This is a genomic window from Janthinobacterium sp. GMG2 (genome assembly GCF_033949445.1).
In the GTDB taxonomy this organism is placed as follows: domain Bacteria; phylum Pseudomonadota; class Gammaproteobacteria; order Burkholderiales; family Burkholderiaceae_D; genus Janthinobacterium; species Janthinobacterium aestuarii.
Window position 1 is genome coordinate 115,482 of sequence record NZ_JAXAWA010000010.1, and the last position, 18,261, is coordinate 133,742.

At 63.3% G+C, this 18,261-nt stretch carries 15 protein-coding genes and 1 pseudogene; all 16 read right to left on the reverse strand.

Annotated elements, in window-relative coordinates:
* Window positions 1-29: 29 nt before the first annotated feature.
* The gene (gene ahpC / locus SKZ59_RS27325) at window positions 30-593 is read right to left on the reverse strand and encodes an alkyl hydroperoxide reductase subunit C (RefSeq protein WP_034753905.1); all 564 of its coding nucleotides are present in this window, start codon (window positions 591-593) and stop codon (window positions 30-32) included.
* A 187-nt stretch (window positions 594-780) separates the two neighbouring features.
* A complete protein-coding gene (locus SKZ59_RS27330; RefSeq protein ID WP_319993514.1) occupies window positions 781-1,179 on the reverse strand; it encodes a DUF3597 domain-containing protein in 399 nt (132 codons plus the stop codon).
* A gap of 169 nt (window positions 1,180-1,348) precedes the next feature.
* Window positions 1,349-4,150, reverse strand: a complete 2,802-nt coding sequence (locus SKZ59_RS27335; protein ID WP_319993515.1) for an EAL domain-containing protein — start codon at window positions 4,148-4,150, stop codon at window positions 1,349-1,351.
* A 134-nt stretch (window positions 4,151-4,284) separates the two neighbouring features.
* Window positions 4,285-4,677 (reverse strand): D-ribose pyranase, encoded by a 393-nt coding sequence (rbsD, locus tag SKZ59_RS27340; RefSeq protein WP_034753900.1) that lies wholly within the window; start codon window positions 4,675-4,677, stop codon window positions 4,285-4,287.
* A gap of 4 nt (window positions 4,678-4,681) precedes the next feature.
* The gene (gene rbsK, locus SKZ59_RS27345; protein ID WP_319993516.1) at window positions 4,682-5,590 is read right to left on the reverse strand and encodes a ribokinase; all 909 of its coding nucleotides are present in this window, start codon (window positions 5,588-5,590) and stop codon (window positions 4,682-4,684) included.
* Complete coding sequence (locus tag SKZ59_RS27350) at window positions 5,587-6,642, reverse strand: LacI family DNA-binding transcriptional regulator (RefSeq protein ID WP_319993517.1); 1,056 nt, start codon at window positions 6,640-6,642, stop codon at window positions 5,587-5,589. Before SKZ59_RS27350 ends, rbsK begins: the two co-directional genes overlap by 4 nt.
* A 9-nt stretch (window positions 6,643-6,651) precedes the next feature.
* Complete coding sequence (locus tag SKZ59_RS27355; protein ID WP_070303783.1) at window positions 6,652-7,623, reverse strand: ABC transporter permease; 972 nt, start codon at window positions 7,621-7,623, stop codon at window positions 6,652-6,654.
* 18 nt (window positions 7,624-7,641) lie between these two features.
* Window positions 7,642-9,195 (reverse strand): sugar ABC transporter ATP-binding protein, encoded by a 1,554-nt coding sequence (locus tag SKZ59_RS27360; protein WP_319993518.1) that lies wholly within the window; start codon window positions 9,193-9,195, stop codon window positions 7,642-7,644.
* 85 nt (window positions 9,196-9,280) lie between these two features.
* Window positions 9,281-10,240, reverse strand: coding sequence for a sugar ABC transporter substrate-binding protein (locus tag SKZ59_RS27365; RefSeq protein ID WP_034753892.1), 960 nt, complete (start codon window positions 10,238-10,240; stop codon window positions 9,281-9,283).
* Window positions 10,241-10,448: 208 nt separating this feature from the next.
* The gene (locus SKZ59_RS27370; protein ID WP_319993519.1) at window positions 10,449-11,330 is read right to left on the reverse strand and encodes an EamA family transporter; all 882 of its coding nucleotides are present in this window, start codon (window positions 11,328-11,330) and stop codon (window positions 10,449-10,451) included.
* A gap of 162 nt (window positions 11,331-11,492) precedes the next feature.
* Window positions 11,493-12,593 carry a zinc ribbon domain-containing protein gene (locus tag SKZ59_RS27375; protein WP_319993520.1) on the reverse strand — a complete coding sequence of 367 codons (1,101 nt, stop codon included), beginning with the start codon at window positions 12,591-12,593 and terminating at the stop codon, window positions 11,493-11,495.
* Between the two features lie 8 nt (window positions 12,594-12,601).
* Window positions 12,602-13,717, reverse strand: coding sequence for a zinc ribbon domain-containing protein (locus SKZ59_RS27380; protein ID WP_319993521.1), 1,116 nt, complete (start codon window positions 13,715-13,717; stop codon window positions 12,602-12,604).
* Window positions 13,718-13,782: 65 nt separating this feature from the next.
* Window positions 13,783-14,508, reverse strand: a complete 726-nt coding sequence (locus SKZ59_RS27385) for a hypothetical protein (protein ID WP_219329333.1) — start codon at window positions 14,506-14,508, stop codon at window positions 13,783-13,785.
* Between the two features lie 47 nt (window positions 14,509-14,555).
* On the reverse strand, window positions 14,556-15,293 hold the full coding sequence (locus SKZ59_RS27390; RefSeq protein ID WP_319993522.1) for a hypothetical protein: 738 nt from the start codon (window positions 15,291-15,293) through the stop codon (window positions 14,556-14,558).
* A gap of 162 nt (window positions 15,294-15,455) precedes the next feature.
* Window positions 15,456-15,563, reverse strand: a pseudogene (locus SKZ59_RS28195) (zinc-ribbon domain-containing protein); the annotation flags it as partial.
* A gap of 281 nt (window positions 15,564-15,844) precedes the next feature.
* Window positions 15,845-18,106 (reverse strand): YgiQ family radical SAM protein, encoded by a 2,262-nt coding sequence (locus SKZ59_RS27400; RefSeq protein ID WP_319993561.1) that lies wholly within the window; start codon window positions 18,104-18,106, stop codon window positions 15,845-15,847.
* Window positions 18,107-18,261 lie beyond the last annotated feature (155 nt).

Genomic DNA, 18,261 nt, shown 5'->3' on the forward strand with positions numbered 1-18,261 from the left:
TACTTGTTTGCTACGTGTTGCATCGAGACTTAGATCTTGCCAACCAGGTCCAGCGATGGGGTCAGGGTTGCTGCGCCTTCCGTCCATTTGGCTGGGCAAACTTCGCCTGGGTGAGCGGCAACGTATTGAGCTGCCTTAACTTTGCGCAACAGTTCCGATGCGTCACGGCCGATGCCGTTGTCATGCACTTCCAGCACTTTGATGAAACCGTCTGGATTGATGACGAAGGTACCGCGCAGCGCCATGCCTTCTTCTTCGATCATGACTTCGAAATTGCGCGACAGGGTACCGGTTGGGTCGCCGATCAGTGCGTATTGCACTTTCTTGATCGCGTCCGAGGTGTCGTGCCATGCTTTGTGCGCGAAGTGCGAATCGGTCGAGATGCCGTAGACATCGACGCCCAGCTTCTGGAATTCAGCGTGGTGATCGGCCAGATCTTCCAGTTCGGTTGGGCAAACGAAGGTGAAGTCGGCTGGGTAGAAGACGAATACCGACCACTTGCCTTTCAGCGACGCTTCCGTCAGGTCGACGAATTTGCCATTGTGGTATGCGGTTGCCTTGAATGGTTTAACTTGGGTATTGATCAGCGACATTTCATTTCCTCTCGTGTGGTGAATCAGTAAGACTCTAGTGTAAGGGGTTTTAACCCATATGCAAAATTGATTGTCACAATAGTTTCAATTGGTTTTAGCTATCATGACACTATGGGAACTCCATGATAGGCAGTTCCCACGCGATTGGATAGCGGTGACAGTGGATACCCCTGCCGCCGCCAAGTGTTTAATTCTTGAGTTCTTCCGGTACCTTGCCACCGTTTTCGGCCAGCTTGATCATTACCTGGCGGTGCAGCCAGATATTCATGCTGGCCGAATCGTTGGTGTCGCCCGTGAAGTGCAGCTCTTGCGCCAGTTCCTTGCGCGCGGCCAGGCTGCTGTCGAGTTGAAGCAGTTTCATCAGGTCGACGATGGACGTGCGCCAATTGAGTTTTTCCGCGTTCTTGCTGGCCAGGTCGACCAGCACCACTTCCACGTCCACCACGGGCGCGGCAGCGGCCGGAGCGGCAGCAGGAGTGGCCGGTGCTGCGGCAGGCGCTGTCGTGGCGGCGGCCGGCGTGGCAGCCGGTGCGGCATCGGACGAATGGTGGAAGATCTTGTTGTAGATATTGCTGAAAATGCCCATGAGGTCACCTCGAGTTGAGTGAATGGAAGAAGATTGCCTGCGCACCCGGTGTAGGTACCGGTGACAGCAAAGCCGGGCGCAGGCGCCAGCCCATCGAGTATAAGCCCGTTCAAGCCGGGAGCCCCGTCCCGCAGGCCTGGATGAAATCTGGTGGCAGGCTGGGCCTGTTTCAAGGGCGCAAGGGCCGCCGGGCGTGCAGCAGCGCGTCGAACGCTTCGATGGCCAGCGGTGGCGCAAACAACTCGCCTTGCGCGAAATCGCAGCCGATCTCCAGCAGCCGGGCGCGCTGCTCTTCGGTCTCCACGCCTTCGGCGATGACCTGCAAGCCCAGCTTGTGGGCCATGGTGACGATGGCTTCACACAGCACCAGTTCGCTGGCGCCGGCCGCCAGTTTGCGCACCAGCACGCCGTCGAGCTTCAGGTAGTCGATACCGCATTGCTGCAGCTGCGTCAGCGAGGCATGACCGCTGCCGAAGTCGTCGAGGGCGATCTGCAGGCCCGCTTCGCGCAAGTGCTGCAGGCGTGGCGCCATGCTATTGCCGTTGGGTAAAAGTACATCTTCGCGCATGTCGAGCACAATGGCCGAGGCCGGCACATCGAGCGCCATCAGCTGGCGCAGCCAGGTGCCGGGTGCCTCCACTTCGCGCTGCAATTCCAGCGGCGACTGGTTCAGGCACAGTTGCAGTCCCGGCAAGCCGATAACCTGGCCTTGCGCGCGCCAGTGCAGCAGTTGCGTGGCCGCCGTGCGCAGCACCCAGTCGCCGATCTCCACGATCAGGCCGCTGCTTTCGGCCAGCGCGAGGAAATCGGGTGGATACACGATGCCTCGCTGCGGATGCTGCCAGCGCAGCAAGGCTTCCGCCTTGACAATATTGCCGCTATGCAGTTCGACGATGGGCTGGTAATACAGCTGCATCTGCTGTTCGCGCAAGGCCGTGCGCAAGTCCGCTCCCATGCGCATGCGGTTGACGGCCGCCACCTGCATGGCCGGCGTAAAGTAGCTGTAGCGGTTGCGCCCCGCGCCTTTCGACACATACATGGCCTGGTCCGCCTGCTTGAGCAAATCCTCGATCGTGCCCGCGTCATCGGGATACAGGGTGATGCCGATCGAGGCCGAGACGAAGGCCTGCTCCTGTCCCAGCAGGAACGGTGCCAGCAAACCGTCGAGTATCTGCCGCGCGATGCGGTCGACTTGCTGCAGGTCGTCGATGTCGGACAGGATCACCGTGAATTCATCGCCGCCCAGGCGCGCCACCGTGTCCGTCTCGCGCACGCCCACGCGGATGCGCCGCGCCGCTTCGATCAGCAAGATATCGCCCTGGTGGTGGCCCAGGGTGTCGTTGACTTCCTTGAAATGGTCGAGGTCGATGAACAGGATGGCCACGCGGTTCGCATCGCGCCGTCCCTGCGCCAGCGCCTGGCGCAAACGCTCGTGGAACATGCGGCGGTTCGGCAATTGCGTCAAGGTATCGAAATTGGCTTGCTGCCAGATCAGCGCTTCCGTTTGCCGCTTGTCCGTCACATCTTCCAGCATGCACAAATGGTGCGGTCCGCCATGGCGCGCCGTGGCGATGGCCGTCACCGAGGCATCGACCCACACGACGCCGCCATCGGGACGCACGATGCGCTTGGCGTGGCGGAAGCCCTGCAGGCGCCGCGCCAGCAGCTGCGCCACGTGCGCCTGCTCGCCGGCCACATCGTCGGGATGGCTGATCTCCATCCAGCTCGTCTGCTTCATGTGCTCCAGGGTGCGTCCGGCGATGGCCAGATAGCGCGGATTGATATCGAGAAACTGTCCGCTCACGGTATCGATCAGGGCGATACCCATGGGCGCTTCCTCGAACATGGTGCGAAAGCGCAATTCCCCCTGGCGGATGGTTTCCTCCGTGCGGCGGCGCTCGCGCGCCAGGTTGTTGAAGTGGAAGCCGGCCGACACGGCCAGCAAACTGCCCGCCAGGCCCAGCGACAAATACAGCCAGCCCAGGTCGGCGCCTGGCACGGGGCGGTACAGGAAACCCTTGTAGGCGCGGCTGTCCGTGGCCTTGGGCGGCAGCACGCCCATGGCCGCGTACGTGTCGGCAATATGCTGCCAGCGCTGGGGATTCATGTAGCCGAGCTCCACCAGCACGGGCTGCAGCAGCAATTCCATCTGCTGCGCCTCGTACAGCAGGTGCGCGCGGTCGTGGCGCTGGCTGTATTTGACGTGGATCAGTTGCGCCATTTCCTCACGGTGCGCCATCGCGTATTGCCAGCCGCGCAGGCTGGCCGCACGGAACGCTTTGACACGCTCGGGATGGCGGCGCAGTTCCTGCTCGCTGGTAAACAGGTTGTCGCCGTAGAAATCGATGCCGGCCGTACGCGGCGTAAACTGGTAATAGGAAAATCCCGCCCGGTCCAGGTAGTCCGGTTCATTGGTGGAGTACGCGGCAATCGCATCGACCTTGCCATCGATCAAATCCTCGATCCGGTAGCTGGGCGGCAAGTGGCGCATCTGCTGCGGCGCGACGCCCATTTTTCCCAGGAATAGCGACACTTCATCGGAGGCGGCCGCCACATTGACGGCCGCGCCGATCATCACGGGCGCCCCCACCAGCTTGCGCACGTCGGGCGCCCCGCCCTGCTGGCGCATCAGCAGCACGCTGGGCGAATGCTGGAACACCACGGCCAGCACCACCACGGGCTTGCCCGCCAGGCGGCTGAGCAACAAGGTGCTGTTGCCCACGCCATATTCAGCCTGGCCCGACAACACAGCCGCCTCGGCAGGCGGCACGCCGCTGCCTTCGACCAATGTCACCTCGAGCCCCGCCTCGCGGTAATAGCCTTGCTCGATGGCCGCGTAATAGCCGGCGAACTGGAACTGGTGCGTGAAATTGAGGTGCAGGGAGACGGCTTCCAGCGCCCGGACGGGCGTGGCCAGGCACAGCAGCAGAACGAAACAGCAGCGGAAAGCATCGGAGGCTTTCATCGGCATGGCGGGACACCACAGGAAGCTGCCGCGTTGGCAGGGGTAAGGCTATTGTAGCCGCCCCTTTTGCCGATGGATAATTATTTCAGTGCGGACAATAGCGTTGATGTTTTTAGCAAACAATCGCGCCATTGTTTGCATTAGAACACGACGCCAGCCACCAAAATGATGTTGGCGTACGGACTGCACTCACCCGTGCGCACGATGGCGCGCGCGCCCTTGGACAATTGCTTGAACTCGTCGTGCGTCACCTGGCGCGCATCGGGCAAGGCCAGGGCCGCCACCTGCGCCGCCATGGCCGGATTATGCTGCGGCAACTCGCTGGCGAGCAAATGGTATTCCACCTGCATTTCGCTCAGCACGGTGTTGACTGTATCGATGAAGCCGGGGATGCCGCGCGTCAGGGCCAGGTCGATCAGGGGCACGCCCGGCTGCGACGGCAAGCCCGCGTCGCCGATGACGAGCATGTCGCCATGCCCGAGCGACGCGATCAGTTGCGACAGTGCGATATTAAGCAGCGGTGATTTTTTCATGGATTCAGAACAGCTCGTGCAAGTGGGGGATCGACGTTTGCGCGCCGGGTTTGGTGACGCTCCAGGCGGCCGCACGCTGGCCTTGCTGGATCGCTTCCGCCTCGTCCATGCCGGACGCCAGGCCCGCCACAAAACCGCCGATAAACGTATCGCCCGCGGCCGTCGTGTCGACGGCTTTCACGGCTTCGGCCTGGAACGTGTAATCGCCCCCGTACAGGGCCGCGTGCACGCCCTTGGAACCCAAGGTGATGATGACGTTGTCGCTGCCCAGCTTTTGCAGCGCGGCGGCCAGCGCCTTGACGTCCGCGCCTTCCGGGCTGACGCCGGCCAGCATGGCCGCTTCGATTTCATTCGGAATCAGGTAATCGACCAGTTCCAGCACGCCTTCCGGCAAGCTGGCGGCCGGGGCCGGGTTCAGCACCACGGTCTTGCCCAGCGAACGGGCCAATTTGATCGCATGCACGACGGTGGCCATCGGGGTTTCCAGCTGCAGCACGACGATGTCGGCCTGCTCGATCAGCTCTTTTGCCGCGTCGATGTGCGCGGGGCTGAGCAGATCGTTGGCGCCGCCGGCGATCACGATACTGTTCTGGCCGTTGTCGTCGACAAGGATCGAGGCGATGCCCGAGGCGACACCGGGCAAGGTCGTGATGTGGCTGTCGATGATGCCGTCGCCGACGAGCGCCGCGCGCAGGGTCGCGCCAAACGCATCGTCGCCCACGCAAGCGACCATGGCCACTTGCTGGGCACCGGCCACTTTGCCGCTCAGGCGCGCGCAGGCCACGGCCTGGTTGGCGCCCTTGCCGCCAGGAATGGTTCTAAACGCGCCGCCCGTCAGGGTTTCGCCGGGGAGGGGCATGCGCGGCACGCGCAAGACCAGGTCCATATTGATGCTGCCGATAACCACGATCATGATGTCATTCCCATCAGTTCAGTTGCAGGTAAAGAAGTAGGTACAGAAGAAGGCACTGCGGCGGCACTGGAGCCGCGCACGTGCAGTGCCGGCGCGATGCTGCGCTGCTGGCGCGGCAAGGCGGGGTCGGCGATGCGCGCCAGCAAGCAGGCGGCCGTGATGTGGCCCAGCTCGCGCATATTTTGCGCCACGCTGGTCAAGGCCGGATGCACGAAGCTGGCCAGGTCGATATCGTCGAAGCCGACGACGGCCAGTTCGCCCGGCACGGCAATGCCCCGCTCGGCGGCGGCGCGCAGGGCGCCAAAGGCCATCAAGTCATTGCAGCAGAACAAGGCGTCGGGGCGCTGGCCTGGCGGCAGCGCCAGCAGATCCAGCGCGGCCGCATAGCCGCCCGTGCTCGTAAAATCGCCATGGCGGCACAGCGCGTCGTCCAGGGCCACGCCCGCGTCCGCCATAGCGCTGCGCACGCCGTCGATGCGCTCGTTGGAAATGCTCACTTCGCGGGGACCGGCGATGCAGGCGAAACGCCGGCGCCCCAGACCCAGCAGATGGCGCGCGGCCAAGGCACCGCCGGCGCGGTTATCGACGGCCACGGCATCGATGGACAGGTCGCTGGGCGCGCGGTCGAGCAGCACGGCCGGCACCTTCATCTTGCGCAGCAATTCGCCATCGCTGTCGGCCAGCGCGGACAAAATCAGGCCGTCGCAGCGCTTGGTCAGCAGCACATTTAAATAGTCGCGCTGCTTGACGGGGTCGTCGTCGGAATTACATAAAATCACGCTGTAGCCGGCCGCGTAGCAGCTGTCCTCGATGCCGCGCGCCACCTCCGAAAAATACGGATTCGTATTGTTCGGAATGATCAGGCCGATGGTGCCCGTACTGCGGCTGCGCAAGGAACGCGCCAGCGCGCTGGGCACGTAATGCAATTGTTCCACGGCCGCCAGCACGGCGCGGCGCGCCTCGTCGCTGACGGGACGGGTATTGTTGAGGACGTGCGACACGGTGGTAAACGACACCCCCGCCGCCTGCGCCACTTGTTTGATGGTTGCCATGGGCCAGTATTATGAACGCTCGCCACGGCGGCGGTAGGTATCGAGCACCACGGCCGCAACGATCACCAGGCCCGTGACGATGCGTTTCACGGGTTCGGACACGCCCACTTGCGCCAGGCCCGCTTCCAGCACGGAAATGATCAACACGCCGATAAAGGTGCTGATGACGGAACCGCGTCCACCCATCAGGCTCGTGCCGCCGATCACGACGGCTGCGATCACTTGCAATTCCATGCCCACGCCGCCGTTCGGGTCGGCCGCTTCCAGGCGCGACACTTGGAACAGCGCGCCCACGCCGGCGAGGAAACCCATCAGGGCGAAGACCAATACTTTCGACGGCTTCGTGTTGATGCCCGACAAGCGCACGGCTTCTTCATTCGTGCCGATGCCGATCCAGTGGCGGCCCAGCACCGTGCGCGTGAGCACCAAATGGCCGATGACAACGATGGCAATCGAGGCGATGAAAGCGGGCGACAGGCCGAACGCGATCGGTGAGCTGATGCCGTCAACGGCGCTGCCGATGTATTCCGTGCGCGAGTTCGTCACTTGATACGCCATGCCGCGCGCCATTTCCAGCACGCCCAAGGAAACGATGAACGAGGGAATGCGCCAGCCGACGGAAATCAGGCCCGTGGTGGCGCCACACAGGGCGGCGACGAACATGCCCAGCAGGGCCGCGCTCCATACGGGCCAGCCCCAGTGCACGACGGCCAGCGACAGCACGGAAGCGGCCAGCGCCATCACGGAACCGACCGACAGATCGATGCCGCCGATGATCAGCACGAAGGTCATGCCGACAGCCATCACGACGAGGGTCGGAATATTGTTCGACAAGGTGCTCAAGGTGGCCAGGGTGAAGAAGTTTTCGCTGGCAAACGAGAACAGCACGCACATGGCCAGCAGGGCGCCGATCAGGCCCGCATAGTTTTTCAGGTCGGCCAGGCTGCGCTGCAGATACGAAGGAGAGGAATTGGTGGTCATGGGAATCTTTCCGGCGGATCAGACCGCAGCTGGAGTGGAAGTAGGGGTCAAATAGCCGGAGAAGGCGGCCGACAGCAGCGCGTCCTGGCTCCAGGCGCCGCGCTCGAAGGTCTCGACGATGCTGCCCGCGCTCATGACGGCGATGCGGTCGCAGATCAGCATCAGTTCGCGCAAGTCGCTCGAGACGATGACGAGGCCCTTGCCCTGACGCGCCTGCTCGGCCAGCACCTGATAAATATCAAACTTGGCGCCGATATCGATGCCGCGCGTGGGCTCGTCAAACAGCATCACGGGGCAGTCGCGGTACAGCCAGCGGGCGATCACCACCTTTTGCTGGTTGCCGCCGGACAGTTCCGCCACCGTTTGCGCGCTGTTGCGCGAGCGGATGCCCAGGCGCTCGATGTAGTCGTCGGCCACCGACGCTTCGGACGCATCGTTGAGCCAGCCGGCGCCGCTGACGGTGTCGAGCGAGGCCAGGGTCGTGTTGACGGCGATGGACTGGCGCAACAACAAGCCTTGTCCCTTGCGGTCTTCCGTGATCATGGCGATGCCCGCTTTCACCGCTGCCTGCGGCGAGGCCAGGGCGGCAGGCGTTTCGCTGTCGCCAAGGAACACGTCACCGGCATCGGCGCGGTCGGCGCCGAAGATCAGGCGCAGCAATTCCGTGCGGCCAGAGCCGATCAGGCCGGCGATGCCGAGGATTTCACCGGCGCGCAAGTCGAACGAGGTCGGGTTGACGACCTTGCCGCGCGCCAGGCCGCGCACGCGCAGCAACGGCGCCCCTAATGTGCGCCCGCTCAGGTCGACGGCATCATCGGCCGAGCGGCCCACCATCAGGCTGACCAGATCGGCGGCCGAATGGCCCGCGATATCGTCGTCGCACACGAGCTGGCCGTCGCGCAGCACGGCGATGCGGTCGGCCACGCGCTTGAGTTCTTCCAGGCGGTGGGAAATATAGATGATGCACACGCCTTCGGCTTTCAGGCGTTCGATTTGCAGGAACAGCAACTCCACTTCGCGGTGCGTCAGCATGGCTGTCGGCTCGTCGAGCACCAGCAGGCGGCAAGCGCCGATCAGATTGCGCGCGATTTCGATCATTTGCTGGTGGCCGATGCCCAGTTCGCCCACGAGGGTCCACGGATCGAGGCCGCCCAAACCCACTTTTTCCATCTGTTCACGCGCGTCGCGTTCGAGACGGCCGCGGTCGATGAAGCCGAAACGCTGCGGCAGGTTTTTCAGGTACAGGTTTTCCGCGATCGACAGGGTGGGAATCAGATTGAGTTCCTGCATCACCATGCGGATGCCCAGCGCCTCGGCGGCGCCGCGCGAGGCGGGCTGGTAAGACTTGCCGTCGAGCAGCATCGTGCCCGTGGTGGCTTGCTCCAGACCGCAGATGATCTTCGACAAGGTGCTTTTGCCGGCACCGTTTTCGCCCGTCAGCGCCAGCACCTGGCCGGGGGCAAAGCGCAAGCCCACGCCGCCCAGCACGGGGCCGACATAGGACTTGCCGATGTTGTCCAGGGTCAATAGAGGGATGGCGGCTGATGGCGCCGGGGGGATGTCGGTAGGCATGATAAAACTCCGCGGTAGTGGCGGCGGGGCCGGCGCCGCCTGCTCGCATGAGTAGGCAGGCGCCGGCCCCGGCGGGATCAAACGATCAGGACTTGGCGGCCTTGGCGACCAGTTCGACCTTGGTTTCGATGACGCCACCAAGCTCGGCCTGTTTCTTCTTCTGTGCCAGGGCTTTCAGCACGGTCTCGATGCCGAACACGGCTTGCTGCGAACCGAACTGGTCTGCGGTAGCCAGCACGCGGCCATCGGCCAGCATCGGCTTGATGGCGTTGATGTTGTCGTAGCCGACGACGATGACTTTGCCCGTTTTACCGGCCGCCTTGATGGCGGACACGGCACCGATGGCCATGTTGTCGTTACCGCACAGCAAAGCCTTGATGTTCGGGTTGGCGTTCAGCATGGCGGCCGCCACCGTATTGGCCGGAGCGATTTCCCACTGGCCCGACTGCACGCTGACAACTTTCGCGCCGGCCGCGTTCATGGCGTCCTGGAAGCCCAGGGTGCGCTGCTGAGCGTTGTAGGTCGTCGACACGCCTTCGATGATGCCGACCGGGTCGCCCTTCTTGATCTGCTTGGCGAGGAAGTCGCCGACCACCTTGGCGCCCTTGCGGTTGTCCGGGCCGACGAACGGCACGCTGATGCCCTTCTCTTTCAGGGCGCCTTCGTCGAGCTTGTTGTCGATATTGACGACGATGATGCCCGCGTCGATGGCTTTCTTCAGGACCGGCACCAGCGCTTTCGAGTCGGCCGGGGCGATCACCAGCGCGTTGACGCGCGAGACGATCATTTGCTCGACCAGCTTGATCTGGCTCGACGTATCCGTCTCATCCTTGATGCCGTTCGACAGCAGGTCGTACTTGGCGGCATTGGCCTTCTGATGCGCCTTGGCGCCATTTTCCATGGTCAGGAAAAATTCATTGGCGAGCGACTTCATCACCAGCGCCACCTTCGGTTTGGCAGGTGTCTGCGCCATCGCCGGCACGGCGGGCAAGGCACACACCAGGACAGCGGCGGCAATCATTTTCAGGCGAATACGGGATGTCATGAGCGTCTCCAGAGTTGTTGGTCAAGCACGTCTACACCATGCTTTTATGAAATTTTACGGCGCGCAAACGTTTGCGCGAAGCGAATAGTGCCTCAATGCCCTATTACAGTGCAAGCAAAACTGTATGTGCGGTGCAGCAAAAAGGGAGCGCCCAGAGGGAAACAGGCAGACCGACGCGATCGGCCTGCCGAGGAGAAATGCGTAGAAATCAGACGTTTGTTGCGGGACGGGCGCTGGCCCACTGCACGGCCAGCACGCTGGCCAGCACCAGCAGCAAGCCCAGCATTGACCAGCCCGTCATGGCCTGGCCCAGCAAGGCCCAGCCCAGCACGACGGCCATCAGGGGACTGAGCAGGCCCAGCGAGGAGACGGCCACGGGCGACAGCCTGGCGATGCCGCGAAACCACAGCGCATATGCCAGCAGGGCGCCGGCCAGGCACAGGTAGGTGTAGGCCAATATTTGCGGCAAGGACAAGGCCGGCAGCGGTGCATCGGCCAGCCAGGCGACGGGCGCCAGCATCAGGCCACCGAGCAGCAATTGCCAGCCCGTCAGCGCCAGCACGGGCAAGTCCGGCTTCCAGCGCCGCGTCAGGTAGGTACCGGCCGCCATGCAAGCCGTGCCGCCCAGCGCGGCGGCGATGCCGACCGGTTCCCACACGGTGCGCGGCGACAACAACAAAACGCCCATGCCGGCCACGCCCAGTACGCTGGCAAGCAAGGCCAACCGGGCCGGACGGCGCCCTTCCACGCCCCAGGCCAGGCCCATGACCAGCAGCGGCTGGATGGCGCCCACCACGGCCGCCAAGCCGCCGGGCAAGCGGTAGGCGGCCACGAACAGCAGCGCCTGGAACACACCGATATTCAACGCGGACAGGATCAGCACGCGCATCCAGTCACGCCGCGCGGGCAGGCGCCGCATGACCAGCAGCAGCAACAAGCCGGCCGGCAACACGCGGATCAGGGCCGCAGTGAAAGGCCGGTCGGGCGGCAGCAGTTCGGACGTGACGATATACGTGGAACCCCAGATCAGGGGCGCCAGCGCCGTGAGCAGAATATCGCCCCAGACGGGGCGGACGGAAGAAGAAACCATACAACTATCTCGATACTAAGATAAAAACTCAGTGTGGACGCGAACTATCTTGATGTAAAGACAAATGGGCGTGCGCACCGCTACCTGCGGACGAAAAAAAGCCCGGCATGGCCGGGCTTCGGGAAGCAGATCAGACAGCAAGCCGCGCTGTCTGACAGATACTTAATCGCGCACGCGCCGCAGGGTCGTTACCCGCATGCCGCCCATGCTGATCTGCGCCGTGCTGCCATCGTCGCTGACGATAATATCCATGGCCGCTTCGCCCGCGCCTTCCGGCGCGATCGTCACGGTATTGCCCTTGGTGGTGAAGGTGGCCTTGGTCGAGGTGCCGTTATTGATCACGCTGTCACTTGTAAATTCCAGGACGTTGCCCATCGCCGCCTGCCATTTCCCCACCGCCGGGTGGCCGCCAAAGCTGAACACGCTTTTCAGCTTGTCCAGCATGCCCGCACCCTGCGCGGCCGACGATTTGCCTATCGCACCGGTCATGGCCGCCTGGCTCATCTGCGCTTCATCGATGACTTGCCATTGCTTGTCAACCAGCGCCATCGGCAGTCGCACTTGCAGATCGCCGTCCGGCAAGCGCTGCAGGATCAGCGCGCGGTCCGGCGATTTGGCGAACCACGCCGCCTCATCGGTCAGCGTCAGGGTGGCCTTGGCCATCGCCACTTGCTGTACGCCCAGGTCGCGCACCTGATCGTAGCCGCTGACCTTGGCCACTTTCACGCCCTTGGCCACGCACAGCTTGTCGCCACGCAAGGCCGCCTTGCCCGGCGCGGCCAGCGCGTAGACAAATTGCGATTGCGCAACCCAACCACCGCTGCCTTGTTCGACGGGAGCGTTGTACAGGCCGCTACGCACGAGGATATCGAGCCATTGCCGAGTGGAACTGTCGTACGACGCCACGCGGATCTCTTCCTTCTGGTACGGCAAGTTGGTGAGGCACAGCAGCTTGTCGCGCACCGCCTCGTCAGCGGCCAGGTGGGCATCGATGGCGCGGCTGAAACTGCTGGCCGAGGCCGCCTCTGGCTTCAGCAGCCACGCCAGGGCGCCGCCAGCCACGACGACCACCGCCAGCACGCCGCCGGCGATCACGATGTGGCGCCGCTTCACGCCGGACAGCGCCGGCGTCGCGGCTGGTGCAGATGCCGGTACAGGAGCGGACGCGGGCGCCGGTGCGGCGTTGACAGCCTTGCCGCATTCATCGCAGAAGCGCGCCCCGGGGGCATGGGCGGTGCCGCATTTGGTGCAGAAGTGAGCCATGGTGTGCCTTACTTGAGTTTATGCGCGCATTCGCCGCAGAACACGTCATCGGACGCGACCGGTGCCTTGCAGCTCGGGCAATGCAGGCTGTCAACGGGCGCGGCAGCCGGAGCGGCTGGCGTGGCCGGTGCCGCAGCTTGCTCGGCCAGGGCGCGCGCACGGTCACGCGCTTCCTCGGCTTTTTTCTTGACCGTGGCCAGGCCGTCGTTCAGGCTCGCTTCCGAGGCGCTGAAATCGACATTGCGCGTGGCGTTCAGGTAAATGATGCACACGCCCTTGGTGAAGATCAGGCCCGGTACCACGGCCGCGGCCGCCAACAGCAAGCCGCCGCCCAGGCCCGCTGCGATGATGTAGCCGGAACCGCCATTCAGACCCGAAGCCAGGGTGTACATATTCATCTGGCCGCCCAGGCCCAGGATGCCGGCCGACATGCCGCTGGTCAGCGACACGCCGGTACCGACCACGCCAAAGATCAGCAGCGCGACAAACGAGGTGATCAGGAACAGCAGCACTTCCAGCAGAATCACGGACACCAGCTTGGTGCGCACGATCAGGTTCAGGCGGGCAATGATCTGGAATACGGTGGCGCCCGACCAGGCGGCAGGGCCGGCCAGCGGCAGCATCACGTAGAACAGCGCAAACACCAGCACGCCCAGCACGATGGCCGACAGCGGGAAGACGACCGTGTACAGCACGGGGCCGAGCACGGGAATCTTGCAGACAAACAAGATGATGGCGATGGTGATCATGGCCGCCAGCACGATCAAAAATTCAAGGAAGACGACCGCGATCAGGCGGTGGCTCGTGTACAGCGAAACGAGCATGGCATCAACCAGGCTCATGCCAGGCTGGCCTTGCGCGTCGCGCATCAGCATGATGCCGACAGCGTTAGAACCGTAAAACATCACAAGGAAGGCCATCAGGCCACCGACAAAGACCAGCAGCGGACTGCTCATGCCGCCGGCAAGCATCGTCAGCACGCCACCGACGAGCACGGCGCTGATGAAGGTCAGGGCCAGCAGCGCAATCGCGCGAAAGTTCCTGATGGCGTCGGTCGCTTCGATCAGCGAACCCACGGCGGAGGAAAAGGGAAGAGGTTGATGTGTTTGTGTGGAAATGGTCATGTCTGGCCTGGAAGGGGTGAATCGGGAGGGGACGGCCTGCCTGGCCGTCCCATGGTCATGCTGTGTCAGTAGGCCAGCGCCAGTTGCAGCTCGCTCGCAGGCGCCTGGCGCTGGACGATCTGCAGCTTGACGTCCTGACCACCGACGCGCTTGCTATTCAGGTACAGGGCCGTGCGTACCGGGTAAATGCCCTGCGGCACGCCTTCAGGCATGGGAATCGAGAAGCCGCCCTTGTAGGCGCCGCTGCCGTTATTGCTGCTGACCACCTTGCGCACGGTTTTGATCAGCTCACCATTGGGCTTGTACAGGCTCAATTCTTCTTCCACCAGCGGGTTCGGATCGCGCGTGCCGGCCGCCACTTCGATGTACGAATTGGTCTGCGCCTTCTGGCCCGGACGCACGGACGACGGCGTAAAGCCCGTCTCGTATTTCACCAGGGTCGACTGCTCGGGCAGCTTGCCCTTGTTGGCCACCTTGTAATCGGCCTGCACCTGCTGCGACGTCTTGACTTGCTGGCTTTGATAATTCAAGGCCACGCAGGCGAGCGCGCCCAAGCTGGCGCCCAGGGCCGCACCGCGCACGGTGTTGTTGCCACCGCCCAGCAAGCCGCCGACGACGGCGCCGATGCCGGCCAGCATGGCCGTATTGCATTCGCCACTGGCCGCTTCCGTGCCTGCGGTGGTGGTATTGCCCGTGGCGCCAGGGCCGCCCGGCGCGGCGCAGCCGGCCAGCATCGACGACACGACCAGCATCGCCACCAGGGGCTTGGCCATTTGTTTCAAGTTTTTCACGTTATTCTCCGAAAGAATCAAAATAGGAATGGGAGGCAAGCTACGGCTTACTCGATCTGGATTTGCGACAGCGCCTTGTCTTGCGCTTCCTTCGCCTTGCGCTTGATGTCCTGCGCATGGCGGTTGCCCTTGTCCATGCGCAACACGGCATTCGCATTGGCAATGGCACAGTCGTATTTGCGCTGGCTCATGCAGTGGCTCGCTTCCGACAGGCTGTCCGTGATCACGCTTTCCAGGCCCGTCGTCTGTTTGACAGGCGCCGGTGGCGGGGTCACCTTGACGGGCTTGGCCGGTTTTTCCACGACAGGGGCCGGGGCCGCTGCTGGAGCCGGCTCGGGTGCTGGAGCAGGCGCTGCCGCTGGCTCAGGCTCAGGCTCGGCAGCAGGTGTCGCGGCAAGGTCGCCCGCCGTGCCGCCATCGAGCGCAGCGTCATCGATGGCCAGCGGCTGCTCGGCGGCCGGCGCAGGGTCTTCCTGCACCGGCAAGGTTGCCTCCGGTTCAGGCACGGCGACAGGCGGTTTGCTTGACAAGAAATAGTAAGCGCCCGCACCGCCCAGAAGCACCACCGCTGCGACGGCCGCGGCGATCAGTTTCATGCGCTTGCCAGCCGGTGGGCTGTCAGCCGGCGTGTCGGGAACGCTGTCTGTCACTGCTGCGGGAGCGGTTTCTGGTTCCCGTGCAGGGGCGGGCGCAGGGACCGGATCGGCACGGCGCTTTTCCAGCACGGGCGGTGGCGCAGGTGGCGCGATCGGTTCCGCCACCGGTGCCGGGGCAGGCTCAGGCACGGACACGGGTTCAATGACGGGCGCAATCTCCGGCGCGATGACCGGCTCTGGCAGCGGCGGCGGCATCGCTGCGGCCACCGGCGCCACGGCAAAGCTGAACGCGCACTTGGGGCAGAACCGGGCGTCCGGCTTGCAGTCATGGCCGCACTGGCCACAGGATTTTCCCGGCACCGGGGCGGCAACGGTCGTGGCAACGGCAAACGTCGTGCCGCAGGAAGAACAGAATTTGGCGCCCGGCTTATTCTCGGCCTGGCAGGAAAGGCATTTCAATTGGCATCTCTTTTCATATCAACGCTGGGAGCCGCGTACGCCGGCGCTTGCCAGAATGGCAGTATTGTTGACGTACGGCTAAATGTTCAACGAGTATATTTTCAAATACCAAGTTGCCACAAGGGAAAATTGCCTTTTGCTCTATTCAATTTTTAAATATTGGTAAAAATCCTGCCAGCATGGCGTGCTGCGCCCCATGTTGGTGCGCAGATGGCAAAAAACCCGGCAACGCTGTATGCGTTGCCGGGTTCTCAGTCGATGCCGGGGACAGTGACGCTGGCTTACTTGCGTCCGCCCCGTGCCGGTGCGGCATGGCCGCCCTTGGCTGGCGGCTTGCCGCCACGGCCCATCGGCGCGGCGGCCGGCTTGGCCTTGGTCTTGATGGTCGACAGGATCGATGGGCGCACCTTCGACTCGGCGGCCGACGCTTTGGGCGCCGCTGCCGTACCGCCCAGGGCAATGCGGTTCTTGCCCGGCGTGACCTTGAACTTGTCTGGCGTGCCGGCGCCATGCGTCTGGCGGCTGCGTTCGCCTGCGGCCAGTCCGCCCGACTCCGACGACGTCCAGGCGGGTATCAAATGCTTGTCGCCATTGCCGATCAAGTCGCCACGGCCCATGTTGACCAGCGCTTCGCGCAGGATCGGCCAGTTGGCCGGATCCTGGTAGCGCAGGAACGCTTTATGCGTGCGGCGGATCTTGCCGCTGCGGGCCGTTTCCACCACTTCCGAATCCGCCGTGACCTTGCGCAAGGGATTCTTGCGCGTGTGATACATGGTCGTCGCCATGGCCATCGGCGTGGGCATGAAGGTTTGCACCTGGTCCAGCTTGAAATTGTTCTTCTTCAGCCACAGGGCCAGGTTCAGCATGTCCACGTCCGTCGTGCCCGGATGGGCGGCGATGAAATACGGGATCAGATACTGCTTCTTGCCTGCTTCCAGCGAGAAACGGTCGAACATTTCCTTGAACTCGTCATACGCGCCGATGCCGGGCTTCATCATCTTCGACAAAGTCCCCTCTTCCGTGTGCTCGGGCGCAATTTTCAAGAGGCCGCCGACGTGGTGCGTCACCAGTTCCTTGACGTATTCAGGCGAACGTACGGCCAGGTCGTAGCGCAGACCTGAGCTGATCAGCACTTTCTTGATGCCGGGAATGGCGCGCGCCTTGCGGTACAGCGAGATGAGCTTGCTGTGGTCCGTGCCCAGGTTCACGCAGATGGACGGGTACACGCACGACAGGCGGCGGCACGACACTTCGATCTCTTTTTCCTTGCAGGCCAGGCGGTACATATTCGCCGTCGGGCCACCCATATCGGAAATGGTGCCTGTAAAGCCTTTGGTTTTATCGCGGATATGCTCGATTTCACGCAGAATCGACGGCTCCGAACGGCTCTGGATGATGCGGCCTTCATGCTCGGTAATCGAGCAGAAGGTGCAGCCGCCGAAGCAGCCGCGCATGATGTTGACGGAAAAGCGGATCATTTCCCAGGCGGGAATATGCGCCTTGCCATAGCTCGGGTGCGGGGCGCGCGCGTAATTCATGTCGTACACGCCATCCATCTCGTCCATGGCCAGCGGCAGCGGCGGCGGGTTGAGCCACACGTCGCGTTCGCCATGCGCCTGCACCATGGCGCGCGCATTGCCGGGATTCGATTCCAGGTGGAACACGCGCGACGCGTGCGCATACATGACGGGGTCATCCTTGACGACGTCGTAGGCGGGCAGGCGCACGACCGTCTTGTCATGCTTTTCCTTGGCCATGGCCAGGCGCTCTTCACGGCTCATGATGCGGATCGGCTTGATGACTTCGGCCGATTTCGACGCATTTTCCGTGGCGCAGGCGGTCTTGTCTTCCTGCACCATCTCATACGGGCTGTAGTGCGGATCGATCTTGCCGGGCACGTCGACGCGGGTGGAGTTGTGCACACCCCAGTCGTCGCCGGGCAGCCAGCCGGACGGCACCATGAAGGCCGTGCCGCGCAAGTTGCGGATATCCTTGATCGATTCGCCGGCGGCCAGGCGGTGGGTCAGATCGACCAGCGCCCGTTCGGCATTGCCGAAGATCAGCAGATCGGCCTTGGAATCGGGCAAGACGGAACGGCGGACCTTGTCCGACCAGTAATCGTAATGGGCGATGCGGCGCAACGATGCTTCGATGCTGCCGATGACGATGGGCACGTCGGGATACGCTTCGCGCGCGCGCTGGGCGTACACGGTGACGGCGCGGTCCGGGCGCTTGTTCGGTTCCGCATTCGCCGTGTAGGCATCGTCGGAGCGGATCTTGCGGTCGGCCGTGTACTGGTTGACCATGGAATCCATGTTGCCGGCGGTAATGCCGTAGTACAAACGCGGCTTGCCGAGGATGCGGAACGCGTCGGCCGACAGCCAGTCCGGTTGGCTGATGATGCCAACGCGGTAACCTTGCGCTTCGAGCAGGCGGCCAACGAGGGCCATGCCGAAACTCGGATGGTCGATGTAGGCGTCGCCCGTGACGAGGATGACGTCGCACTGGTCCCAGCCCAGCGCGTCCATCTCGGCACGCGACATCGGCAGGAAAGGCGCCACGGCAGCGCGGGCAGACCGCTTGGGAACGGTCGCAAATAAATTGGTAGGGGAGCTCATAGGGTACGGATTGTACCGGAATTGGCCATTTCCAACCTGACGGCCTGCTTTTTACTGTTGGATTTCAGTACAAAAAACGT